This window comes from uncultured Clostridium sp. (genome assembly GCF_947036855.1).
Taxonomy (GTDB): Bacteria; Bacillota; Clostridia; order Clostridiales; family Clostridiaceae; genus Sarcina.
Map to the genome: position 1 here is coordinate 49,196 of NZ_CAMQRY010000002.1, position 12,179 is coordinate 61,374.

Annotated in this window: 13 protein-coding genes; 10 read left to right on the plus strand and 3 right to left on the minus strand. The window is 29.4% G+C overall.

Annotated features, from left to right (window positions below):
* Positions 1 to 19 precede the first annotated feature (19 nt).
* The 3 genes from rsgA to Q0V15_RS00815 are packed head-to-tail and all read left to right on the plus strand — an operon-like array spanning position 20 to position 2,166.
* Positions 20 to 883 (plus strand): ribosome small subunit-dependent GTPase A, encoded by an 864-nt coding sequence (gene rsgA, locus Q0V15_RS00805; protein WP_297435126.1) that lies wholly within the window; start codon positions 20 to 22, stop codon positions 881 to 883.
* Positions 884 to 1,537 (plus strand): ribulose-phosphate 3-epimerase, encoded by a 654-nt coding sequence (rpe, locus tag Q0V15_RS00810; protein ID WP_297435091.1) that lies wholly within the window; start codon positions 884 to 886, stop codon positions 1,535 to 1,537.
* A complete protein-coding gene (locus Q0V15_RS00815) occupies positions 1,537 to 2,166 on the plus strand; it encodes a thiamine diphosphokinase (protein ID WP_297435092.1) in 630 nt (209 codons plus the stop codon). Before rpe ends, Q0V15_RS00815 begins: the two co-directional genes overlap by 1 nt.
* 254 nt (positions 2,167 to 2,420) lie before the next feature.
* Here Q0V15_RS00815 and rpmB read toward each other — a convergent pair whose 3' ends face one another.
* Entirely contained in the window at positions 2,421 to 2,612 is a 192-nt protein-coding gene (gene rpmB / locus Q0V15_RS00820) for a 50S ribosomal protein L28 (protein WP_297435093.1), read from the minus strand.
* Between the two features lie 214 nt (positions 2,613 to 2,826).
* Between rpmB and Q0V15_RS00825 the strand changes: the two genes are divergently transcribed.
* From Q0V15_RS00825 to Q0V15_RS00850, 6 genes are all read left to right on the plus strand, one after another.
* On the plus strand, positions 2,827 to 3,174 hold the full coding sequence (locus tag Q0V15_RS00825) for an Asp23/Gls24 family envelope stress response protein (protein ID WP_297435094.1): 348 nt from the start codon (positions 2,827 to 2,829) through the stop codon (positions 3,172 to 3,174).
* Positions 3,175 to 3,187: 13 nt separating this feature from the next.
* Positions 3,188 to 4,831, plus strand: coding sequence for a DAK2 domain-containing protein (locus Q0V15_RS00830; protein WP_297435095.1), 1,644 nt, complete (start codon positions 3,188 to 3,190; stop codon positions 4,829 to 4,831).
* A gap of 70 nt (positions 4,832 to 4,901) precedes the next feature.
* On the plus strand, positions 4,902 to 6,935 hold the full coding sequence (recG, locus tag Q0V15_RS00835) for an ATP-dependent DNA helicase RecG (RefSeq protein WP_297435096.1): 2,034 nt from the start codon (positions 4,902 to 4,904) through the stop codon (positions 6,933 to 6,935).
* Positions 6,936 to 7,003: 68 nt separating this feature from the next.
* Positions 7,004 to 7,558 (plus strand): 16S rRNA (guanine(966)-N(2))-methyltransferase RsmD, encoded by a 555-nt coding sequence (gene rsmD / locus Q0V15_RS00840; RefSeq protein WP_297435097.1) that lies wholly within the window; start codon positions 7,004 to 7,006, stop codon positions 7,556 to 7,558.
* 9 nt (positions 7,559 to 7,567) lie between these two features.
* The gene (coaD, locus tag Q0V15_RS00845; protein ID WP_297435098.1) at positions 7,568 to 8,050 is read left to right on the plus strand and encodes a pantetheine-phosphate adenylyltransferase; all 483 of its coding nucleotides are present in this window, start codon (positions 7,568 to 7,570) and stop codon (positions 8,048 to 8,050) included.
* 10 nt (positions 8,051 to 8,060) lie between these two features.
* Positions 8,061 to 8,609, plus strand: coding sequence for a hypothetical protein (locus Q0V15_RS00850; protein ID WP_297435099.1), 549 nt, complete (start codon positions 8,061 to 8,063; stop codon positions 8,607 to 8,609).
* Here Q0V15_RS00850 and ylbJ read toward each other — a convergent pair.
* Together ylbJ and Q0V15_RS00860 are read right to left on the minus strand one after the other, a co-directional pair.
* Positions 8,599 to 9,645, minus strand: coding sequence for a sporulation integral membrane protein YlbJ (gene ylbJ, locus Q0V15_RS00855; RefSeq protein WP_297435100.1), 1,047 nt, complete (start codon positions 9,643 to 9,645; stop codon positions 8,599 to 8,601). The two genes, Q0V15_RS00850 and ylbJ, sit on opposite strands and share 11 nt — an antisense overlap.
* A gap of 78 nt (positions 9,646 to 9,723) precedes the next feature.
* Positions 9,724 to 10,944 carry a nucleotidyltransferase gene (locus Q0V15_RS00860; RefSeq protein ID WP_297435101.1) on the minus strand — a complete coding sequence of 407 codons (1,221 nt, stop codon included), beginning with the start codon at positions 10,942 to 10,944 and terminating at the stop codon, positions 9,724 to 9,726.
* A 228-nt stretch (positions 10,945 to 11,172) separates the two neighbouring features.
* On the opposite strand from Q0V15_RS00860, the gene pta reads away from it, so the two are divergent.
* Positions 11,173 to 12,174 (plus strand): phosphate acetyltransferase, encoded by a 1,002-nt coding sequence (pta, locus tag Q0V15_RS00865; RefSeq protein ID WP_297435102.1) that lies wholly within the window; start codon positions 11,173 to 11,175, stop codon positions 12,172 to 12,174.
* Positions 12,175 to 12,179 lie beyond the last annotated feature (5 nt).

A 12,179-nucleotide genomic window follows, 5' to 3' on the forward strand; every position in this document is an offset into this window, starting at 1 on the left:
CAAAAGAAGTGGAGGAATTATGGAAGGTAGAATAATAAAAGGAATAGGTGGTTTTTATTATATAAAAACTGATACAGATATAATAGAATGTAAGGCTAGAGGGAAATTTAGACATAAAAATATGAAGCCTATGGTTGGAGATTTAGTTGATATAAATGTTGAAAATGGAAAAGGTGTAATTGAAGAGATTCATGAAAGAAGCTCAGAACTTATAAGACCAACAGTTGCTAATGTTACAAGAGCATTTGTCGTATTTGCTTTAAAAAGTCCAGATATTCAATTTGATTTATTAAATAGATTCTTAGTATTATGTGAGCATAATGATATAGAAGCTATTGTTTGTTTGAATAAAGAAGATTTATGTAGTGTAGAAGAAAGAGAGAGAATAGCAGAATCTATAAAAGCAATAGGATACCAAGTATTATTTATAAATGCTAAAGATGGTATTGGTTTAGAAAAATTAAAAGAAATGATACAAGGACATATAACTGTTTTATGTGGACCATCAGGTGCAGGTAAATCTACATTATCAAATACGCTTATCAATAGAGAGTATATGGAAACAGGTGAACTTAGTCTAAAGATAGGTAGAGGTAAACATACAACAAGACATAGTGAACTTATAGAAATAGAAGATGGATACCTTGTGGATACTCCAGGATTTTCAACTGTAGATTTAAGTTTTATGGATAAGGATGATTTAAAATTTTGCTTCCCTGAATTTACAAAATATCATGATGGGTGTAAATATAGAGGCTGTAACCATTATAAAGAACCTAAATGTGCTATAAAGGATAATATAGAACTTGGAAATATCGACAAATTAAGATATGATTTTTATATAAAGAGATTAGAAGAAATACTTAATGGGAGAGTGAGATAAATGGTGAAAATAGCACCGTCAATTTTATCAGCAGATTTTAGAGTTTTAGGAGATCAAGTTACAAGAGTAGAAAATGCAGGAGCTGAATTCTTACATATTGATGTAATGGATGGAAGATTTGTTCCAAATATAAGTTTTGGGTTCCCTGTGATGAAAGCACTTAGAAATGATTGTAAGATGATATTTGATGTTCACCTTATGATAGAAGAACCATCAAAGTATATTGATGATTTTGTAAATGCAGGAGCAGATATTTTAACAATACATTATGAAGCAGAAAGACATCTTGATAGAGCTATATCATATATTAAGAGTAAGAATATAAAGGCAGGAGTTTCTCTTAATCCAGCAACACCTGTTGATGTTTTAAAGTATGTTATAGGAAATCTGGACATGGTTCTTATTATGTCAGTTAACCCAGGGTTTGGAGGACAAAGCTTTATAGAATATTCTTTAGATAAAATTAAAGAAGTTAAAGAGCTGGCTATAAAAGCTGGTAATCCAGATATACTTATACAAGTAGATGGTGGAGTAGGCATAGCTAATATAGCTAAAGTTGCAAAAGCAGGAGCAAATGTCGTTGTTGCAGGTTCGGCTGTATTTAATGGTGATAAGATAGAAGAAAATATAAAAGCATTAAGAGCTAGTATATAATGAGAGTCCTTTTAGTTGCAGCTGGAGATAGACCAGATATAGATTTATTAAATAAATACTTAAATTGCTCTGATAAAACAATTGCAATAGATAAAGGGGCGGAAGTTTTTATAGATAACAATCTGAAACCAGATTATGTAGTTGGTGATTTTGATTCTATTTCTGAAAAGTATAATGATAGGATAAAAAACTTAGAAAAATATATTTATCCAAGTGAAAAAGATTATACGGATTCAGATATAGCAATTAGACTTGCATTTAAGCTTCAGGCAACAGAAATAATAATGCTTGGAATGACAGGTGGAAGAGTTGATCATATGCTTGGTAATTTAGGTCTTTTAGATAGATGCTTAAAAAATAATGTAAGAGCATATATAATTGATAAAAATAGTAAAATATTTTTAGTTGATAAAAAAGTTTTGTTAGATGGTGAAAAGAATGAAGTAATATCATTTTATCCATTTGGTGAAACTGTAAAAGGGCTAAATATTAAAAATGCTAAGTATGAATTAGAAGATTATGATTTAGATCCATTTGAAAGTTTATGTAATTCTAATGAGTTTATAGGTGGGAAAATGGATGTTTCATTTAAATTTGGAAAATTATTAGTTATATATTCTAAAGAATAGGAACATTTTCACTATCTGTTGCATAATATATAATAAGTTTAATTATAAAAGGGTGATGATAGTGAAAATAACAGTAATAAAACTTCCGAAATTTATTGGTAAAATTATAAAAATGATCAAAAAACAAAAATAAGCTAAATACATAGCTAATAAAAAGGCAGTTAAGTTTTAAACTTAACTGCCTTTTTTGATTTAATAAATCTATTTAAACAGAAAAATGCAATTGCTTTCACAATTGCATTTTTATCAAAAAACTATACAGCTCTTTGAACCTTACCAGATCTCATACATCTAGTACAAACTGTTATTGTCTTAGGTGTTCCTTTAACGATTGCTTTTATTTTTTTAACGTTAGGAGCCCAAGTTCTTCTTGAGTGTCTATGTGAGTGACTGAACTGGTTACCAGCTATTACACCTTTATCACATATGTCGCACTTTCTTGCCATGTAAAACACCTCCTTCATATGAAGATAAATCTTCAATAGGACAAATACTATTCTAGCATAAAGGATAATGTTTTTGCAAGTAAAATATAAAATTAATAAAAAAAACTTGTAATTTACTATAATATAGGTAAACTTAATAATAAATAATAAATCTTGAATAATATTATCATTTATTATAAAATATAATATATGGAATAGTTGAGGAGGAGTCATCATGATTGGATATTCAAATGAGCAAGGACAAATAACCTATGCAAATGAAGTGTTATCAAAAATAATAGGATTATCAACAATGGAATGTTATGGAGTTGTTGGGATGGTTTCAAGAAGTGCCACAGAGGGACTTTGGGAACTTATGAAAATAGAAAACCTTTCAAAAGGGGTTAAGATAACACATAACGATGATAAACTAGCTATAGAACTTTTTATAATGGTTGAATATGGCACAAAAATATCAGTAATAGCAAACAATATTATACAAAAGGTAAAATATAATGTTGAAAATTATACGGGCTTACAAGTATCGGCTATAACAGTTAATGTTCAAGCGGTAAGAGTCTAGGAGGTAAAATATAATGAAATATAATAAAATAAGTGGGGAACAGTTTTATGCTATGGTGCAAAATGCATCTAATAGATTAGAATCTCAAAGTGAATATGTTAACTCACTGAACGTATTTCCAGTACCAGATGGAGATACAGGAACTAATATGTCAATGACATTTAAAGCAGCTGCTAAAGAAATTGCAGCTATTAAAAATGGAACTATTGAAGAAGTTTCAAAAAAACTTGCTAAAGGTGCATTAATGGGAGCAAGAGGGAACTCAGGTGTTATACTTTCACAAATCTTAAGAGGAATGTCTAAAGGTTTTGAAGGTGCTAAAGAAGCTAAGGCAGAAGATTTTGTTAAAGCTTTAGAAGAGGGAGCAAAATCAGCTTATAAAGCTGTTATGAGACCTACTGAGGGAACTATTTTAACTATAATTAGAGCAGCAGGAGAAACAGCAAGTCAATCAGTAGCTACTGATATAGAAAGTTTACTTGTAGAAGTGAATAAGGCTTGTAAAGTTATGCTTGATAAAACACCAGATATGCTACCAGCTTTAAAGAAAGCAGGCGTAGTTGATTCAGGCGGAATGGGACTTTTAATTATATTAGAAGGTATGCTTGAGTCATTACAAAATGGACTTAAAATAGAAGAAATAACAGAGGGTAGAGCTTCTTCAGGAATAGCTGCAAGATCTGCACAAGAAACTATAAATGAAGAAGATATTAAATTTGCTTATTGTACTGAGTTCATAATAAAAGGTGATGCAGCGAAAGCTGATGGCTTTAAAGCTAGTATAGAGAACCTTGGTGATTCTATGATAGTTGTAGGATATGAAGATGTTATAAAAACACATATCCATACTAATGATCCAGGTAGAGTTTTAGCTTTAGCAGTTCAAATTGGTGAACTTTCAAATATTAAAATAGATAATATGAAGGAAGAACACAGAGAAATTCTTGCAATGACAGAAGAAAGTGCTGCTATTTCACATGTTGAAGAAGAAGCAGAAGCAAAAAAATATGGGTTTGTTGCAGTTGCAATGGGATCAGGAATGACTGATATATTTAAAGATTTAGGTGTTGACTATGTTATAGAAGGTGGTCAAACTATGAATCCAAGTACACAGGATATACTTGATGCTGTTGATAAAATAAATGCAGAACATATATTTATACTTCCTAATAATAAGAATATAATAATGGCTGCTAATCAAGCAGCAGAAGTTTCAGATAAGGATATCAGAGTTATACCTACAACAACAGTTCCACAAGGAATTACAGGGATAACAATGTTTAACCCAGAAGCTGATGTTGAAGCTAATGAAGCAGAACTTAAAGAAACTATGGGGAATGTTAAATCAGCATCTGTAACTTATGCAGTTAGAGATACTGAAATGGATGGAATTGATATTAAAGAAGGTAATATTCTTGGTCTTATAGAAGGTAAGATTAAGGAAGTTGGTGATTCAGTTTATGATGTTGCTGCTACTTTAATTGAAAAAATGATTGATGAAGATTCAGAACTTATCACTATATTCTATGGAGAAGATAGTGAAGAAGAAAAAGTTGAAGAATTAGTAAGCAGTTTAGAAGAAAAATATGAAGATTTTGACATACAATGCTATAAAGGTAACCAACCTTTATATTACTTTATAATGTCAGTTGAATAGATGAGAAGCGGCTTTGTCCGCTTCTTTTTTTATATAACAAGAAAGAATAATTTATATACAAGGAGGATATATGGATATTTATAGTGAGATTTCAATAGTTAAGGGGATAGGGCCAGTAGTTAAAGAAAAATTAAATAGATGTGGTATATTTACTATTTTAGATTTACTTTTATATTTTCCAAGAGATTATGATTTTTTACATAGTGAATTAGATTTGAATACTGATTTTGAAAAAGAAAAAGCGGTATTGCCATGTATTGTTGTAGCAGTAGAAGGAAGTATTAGAACAAAGACAGGTAAGACACTTACAACTATAAGATTTAGGTATGGTAATTTAGCTTTAGTAGCTAAATGGTTTAATCAGCCATATGTAGCTAAAACTTTTTTTGTTGGAAAAGAATATAACCTCATGGGAAACTTTAAAAAGAAGGGTGAGAGGATGGAAATCTTAAATCCTATAGTAGCCTGTATTGAAGCCAAAAAGAGTGAGATAATGCCTATATATCCTCTCAAAGGTGATTTAAATAGTAAGGTACTTGTTAAGTATATAAATAATATATTATCTGAAATTGAGATTAGTGATAATTTACCAAGTGAGATGATTAAAAAATATAATCTTTGTTCTCTTGATAAAGCTATAAGAAATATACATTTTCCTATAGATAGAAATACACTTAAAGAGGCTATTACAAGACTTAAATATCAGGAATTATTTACATATTCTATGAAGATTGTCATGATGCGTAAAGAAATTAAAGAAAGGTCTAATGGAATAGAATTTAAAATTGTAAAAGAACTTACGGAGCTTAAAAGTAAATTACCATTTCCATTAACAGGAGCACAGACAAGAACTGTTAGGGAAATTTTAATAGATCAAAAAAGTAATACTCCAATGAATAGACTTGTACAAGGTGATGTAGGTAGTGGGAAAACACTTGTTGCATTAATTACTTTGTTTAATGCTTATAAAAATGGATATCAATGTGCACTTATGGCTCCAACAGAAATACTTGCTATACAACATTTGAAAGAAGCAGAGAAGTTTCTTTCAGAGTTTGATGTTGATATGGAACTTTTAACAGGAAGTACAAGTTTGAAAGAGAAGAAGAGAATAAAAGAAAAAATAAAAAGTGGAGTTCCAGTTTTAGTTGTGGGAACACACGCACTTATACAAGAGGATGTTGAGTTTACTAATATGGGGTTTGTAGTAACAGATGAGCAACATAGATTTGGAGTAGAGCAAAGAAGTAGGCTTGTTAATAAAAATAAAGTAGCTGATACTTTAGTGATGACAGCAACACCTATTCCAAGAACTTTATCTTTATATTTATATAGTGATTTAGATATTTCTTCAATTGATGAAATGCCACCAGGGAGAAAAGAAATAGATACAAGACTTATTGAGGTTAAAGAAAGAAATAAAGCATATAAGTTTGCTTATGAGGAAATTGCAAAAGGAAGACAGGTTTATATAGTTTCACCACTCATAGAAGAGAATGAAAAGTTAGAGCTTAATTCAGTTGAGCAAGTTTATGATGAATTAAAATCTGATATTTTTAGGGATGTTGATATAGAGATACTTCATGGAAAAATGAAGGGGAAAGAGAAGGAAGAGATAATAAATAGGTTTAAGGAAAATAAAACTAAACTTATAGTTTCAACTACAGTTATAGAGGTTGGGGTGAATGTACCAAATGCAACTGTTATGATTATTGAAAATGCTGAGAGGTTTGGACTTGCACAGCTACATCAATTAAGAGGTAGGGTTGGTAGAGGGGAAGATAAGTCTTATTGTATATTAGTTGCAAATACTAAAAGTGAGACAACTAAAAGAAGAATGGAGATTATGGTAGAGAGCAGTGATGGTTTTTATATATCTGAAGAGGACCTAAAACTTAGAGGGGCAGGGGAACTTTTTGGTACAAGGCAGCATGGTGAAGAAGAATTTATTTTAGCAAATATGGCAGAAGATACAAAAATGCTAAAGTGTGCGAACAATGAAGCGAAAATAATAGTATCAGATAATAGCGAAAAAAGTAAAAAAATATGTAGAGAGGTGTCTAAAAACTTAGAAAGAAGTAGAACTTACATATGTTTTAACTAAGTTAGAATTGTATGAGGATAGTGTGTATGGTAAAATATAATTTAAGATAATACTTAGGAGGAAATTTAATGAGAATAATTTCAGGAAAAGCAAGAGGAAAAAAAATACTTTCACCAGCGACTTTAGAAACAAGACCAACGCTAGATAGAGTAAAAGAATCTATTTTTAATATAATACAGTCATATGTTCCAGATGCAGTTGTTGTAGATGTATTTGCAGGGACAGGAAGTCTAGGACTTGAAGCAGCTAGTAGAGGTGCTAAAGAATGTTATTTAGTAGATAAAAGTCCAGTAACTTATCCTCTTTTAAAGAAGAATATAGAAGATTTAAAGTTTGAAGATACATGTACATCATTAAATATGGATGCATATATGGCTTTAAAATCATTAAATGCAAAAGGAAAAGTTTTTGACCTAATCTTTATAGACCCACCTTACTTATTAAACTTAATACCAGAGGCTATGAGAATTATTGATGAAAATAATATGCTTCATGAGGATGGAATTATAGTTAGTAAGATTGATATTACTGAAGATATATACGAAGGGTCAAAAAACATAAAATTATTTAGAAGTAAAAAATATGGAAAAACAATAGTTAATTTATATAGACTAGAGAAGTAGGGGGATTTTATGAGGAAAGCTATTTATCCAGGAAGCTTTGATCCAGTTACAAAAGGGCATCTTGATATTATAAGAAGAGGTGCTAAAAATTTTGATAAGTTGACTGTTTCAGTTCTTGTGAATATTGATAAAAAGGGTTTATTTACTATAGATGAAAGAGTTGAACTTTTAAAAGAAGCTACAAAAGAATTTGATAATGTAGAGATTATTAGTTTTTCAGGATTATTAGTTGACCTTGTAAGAGGTGAAGAAAATTTAGTTGTTTTAAAAGGGCTTAGAAATTCTACTGATTTTAATTATGAAATGCAAATGGATAATTTAAATAAGGTTTTAGATAGTGAGTGTGAAACTATGTATTTAGTTTCGATACCGAAATACTCATCTATAAGTTCATCTGCTGTTAAACAAATTGCAAGATTTGGTGGAGATATAAGCTTTATGGTTAATGATGTTACAGAGAAAAAAATATTAGAGAAAATTTCTATGGTGTAGGGGGAGCAAAATGAAAAATAATACAGAAGGTTTTGAGACTTTAGAGTTAGTTGAGTTAGTTTATGAGATGATAGAAAGAGGTACTAAGGTTCCGATGTCAGGTAAAGTTATGGTTGATAAGAAAGAAGTTTTAGAAAAGCTTCATGATGTTATAAATATGTATCCGCAGGAAGTTAGACTTGCACAAAATATTGTAAGTAAGAAAAATGATATGTTAAAAGAAGCTGAGGTTAGACTTAGTAGTGCTAGAAGAGAAAGTATTGACATTATAGAAAGTCAGATTACAAATCATGACATAGTAAGAGATGCACATCAAAGGGCTGAAGTTATCAAATCACAAGCGTCAGAAGAGTCAAGACAAATAAGGGTATATGCAAGAGAATATGCAAATGACCTTTTACTGAGTCTTGAAAAGCAAATTGATGTTATGACAGCAGGTCTTTTAGAGAATATGAGGTCTAATATAGAAGGATTTGCAGAAAATATAACTGAGGATATGGAAAAAACAAAAAATATGCTTAGAGAAAATGCAAAAGAGCTAGAAGCTCCTATAGTTTAAAAAAGACTTTACATAAGAAAAACATTAAAGTAGCAGAGATTAATCCTTGAAGAAATTTAAGGAAGAAGTATTTTTTAAATGATATTTTATGTTTTGAGAAAAAACTGAATGTTTGGGTTATTATTGATAACCCACCAAATGAGGCTAAAAATGATATTATACAAAGTTTTGTACTTAGAGCTATATCTAGGGTGCTAATTAGTTTACAACCGTTTGTAAGCTCTAGTAGACCTAGAGAAAAGCTAGTTAGTATATCACTAGGGATACCAAAAAGATTAGATAATATATTTAGAGTATTATTAAATATTATTGAGTCTTGTAATATACCAATAAGTATAGAAAATATTACTATATAGCCACAAAGATTAATTAGAGTTAGCATAGAATCTTCAATAGATTGTTTGATAGACTCTCCAAAAGAATATATGTTAGAAGGTAGTGAACTATTAGAAATAATACGTGAGCTATCTTCTTTTTTTATTAGAAATAAAGCGATAATCAAAGAAGAAAAATAAGAACTTATAAGAAGTAAATAGCCAAGCTTATGATTATTAAGCATTGAAGTAGCAACTACTGATGTTAAAAATAAAGGACTAGCATTAGAAGCAATTGAGATTAACCTTGAAAATTCAGATTTTGTTATTTTTTTATTTTCAAATAGTGTAGTAGAATATTTAGCGCCAATAGGATAACCACAAAGGTAGCTTGAAATCACTGCAAACGAAGAGTTTTGTGATAAATAAAATAGTTTTGAAAATAAAAATCCAAAGAGTTTATTATATAAATTTATGGCATTTGTATAAATAAGCATGTTACAACAAAATAAAAATGGCAAAAGTGTCGGAAATATAGATTTCATAAAAATAGTTAATCCATCAATAGCAGAATTTATAGATATTACAGGATTTATTATAAGATAAATAATAAATAAACTTAAAATAAGAGAAAATATGTAATTAAACTTATTTTGAAAAATTAAAGTTAAGAATATAATTAATATAAGTGTTAAAGTTATTAATAAAAAAATACTATACATGCTATACCCCTCCTAGCTTATATAGTATTTATATTAATTAAGTTTACATATTATAATTTCTTTTGATATTTATTTTGATTAATTTTTCAAAATAAAGGGACTTTTCAAGTAATCACTATTAAGTTTTAAATCTGTATTTAATAGAGAGTAAAGATTTGTTGCCTTTATATCAAGTTTTAATAGTTCATCAGTAATTTTCTTTGGAACTTTAGTTATTATTTCTATATCAGAATTTTTCTTAATTTCTTTTAGGATTTTAGCTCCAGTTTGATTAAGACCTAATATTCTTATATATTTTGGTCTTTCATAAAGTAAACATTGAAGTTCTTTATCTATTCCAAGAAAAATTAAACAAAGTACTCTAGAAATTCGAGTATGTGTGTAACGTTTGCTTTTGCATTTGCTGATAAGGTCCTCAAGAGAAATAGAAGTTTGAATTTCTTTGAGAATTTTATTACCAAGACCTTCGTTTGTATCTTTAATATTATTTGCTATATCTGGTTTTAGTAATAAAATATATTTAATATAACTAAACATTAAAGAGGAATCAGCAAAATCTTTTTTTGAATTAAGTATATTATAAGTTTCATTTGGCAATAATGCTTTAGTAGAATTAAGTGATTTATCATTTTGTATAAACTCGCGAATAGCAGTAGCAGAAGCAAATTTATTCTCTTCAGTAGTTACATCATTATAATTTGAGCCTTCTCGTTTGAGTGTAACTGGCTTTATACTACTGTTTAATCTTAAAAGGATTTTACAATATTCTATACCAAGAATATTATTAGAACTATTTAAAAAATCTTGTAAGATGGTGGGGTCAATAGTTAAGTCAAGATGATTTTCTATATAGGTATTAAGAGCGTTAGCTCTAGCACTAGGGAATGTAATACCAAGTGAAAGATTTTCTTTGAGATATAATTTAAATTCATTTGGTTCAAATGCAAGGATTTTAGCTATTGTTAGTATAAGATCTATATTTCCAAATTCAGAGCCGAAATAAATATTATCTACAATGTTTAGGCTATCGAGTATAGAAATAGCTCCAAATGAAAAAAATTCAGCTGAAGATACAGCAAATAATGTTGGAAGTTCTATAACAAGGTCAACTCCAGATTTAATAGCCATTTCAGCCCTAGACCATTTATCAGTTATAGAGGGAAAACCTCTTTGAACAAAATTACCACTCATAACACAAACTACACCATCTGGATTTGTATCAATTTTACAATTGTTCAAATGGAAGTTATGTCCTAAATGAAAAGGATTATATTCAGTTATTATGCCACTTATTTTCATTTTTCATCACCCTTTAATATTAATAAATAATTAATTTTTTTTTTACTAGATTACTATAAATAAGTAATAAAGTCAAAGTAGTAAAAAATCAAAATTTTCAGATTATTTTTAATTTACTTTTTTTAATGAATGTGGTTTTTTTTATGATATTATAAGGGTACAGGATCCAAAAGATGTTGTGGTTAGAAAATTTACTAATCGTTTCTATTTATGGAAGGAGAAATTAAAATGCAACTTATGAAGCAAATTTGGGAAGCAGCAAAAACTAATAACAAGAGAATAGTATTACCAGAAGGTGATGAAGAGAGAACTTTAGTAGCTGCTCAGAAAATAACAGAACAAAAACTAGCTAAGGTAATATTAGTTGGAGATAAAGACAGTATAGAGAATAAAGCAAAAAAATTAAATGTTAATTTAGATGGAATTAAAATAGAAGATCCTAATAAATCAGATAAGCTTGAGTCTTATGTAGAGGCTTTTTATAATTTAAGAAAAAATAAAGGTATGACTATAGAAAAATCAAACATGATTGTTAGAGACCCATTATATTTTGCAACAATGATGGTAAAGCTTGATGATGCAGATGGAATGGTATCAGGTGCTATACACACAACAGGAGATCTTTTAAGACCAGGTCTTCAAATAATAAAGACAGCTCCTGGTGTATCAGTAGTTTCAAGTTTCTTTATTATGATGGTGCCAAATTCAAAATATGGGGAAGAGGGACTGCTATTATTTGCAGATTGCGCAGTAAATCCAAATCCTTCAGCTAGTGATTTAGCGGCAATAGCAATAGCTACAGCTGATACAGCTAAGAAATTATGCAAGATTGCACCAAAAGTAGCAATGTTATCATTCTCAACAATGGGAAGTGCTGACCATCAGTTAGTTTCAAAGGTTAGAGAAGCAACAGAAATAGCGAAAAATCTAAGACCTGACCTTGATATAGATGGAGAATTACAATTAGACGCTGCAATAGTTCCAAGTGTTGCTAGTCAAAAAGCTCCTAATAGTAAGGTGGCAGGAAAAGCTAATGTTTTAGTTTTCCCAGATCTACAAGCAGGAAATATAGGATATAAATTAGTTCAAAGATTTGCAAATGCAGATGCAATAGGACCAGTTTGTCAAGGATTTGCAAAACCTATAAATGATTTATCAAGGGGCTGTAGTTCTGATGATATAGTTAATGTTGTAGCATTGACAGCTGTTCAAGCACAATCTAATGATTAAATAAG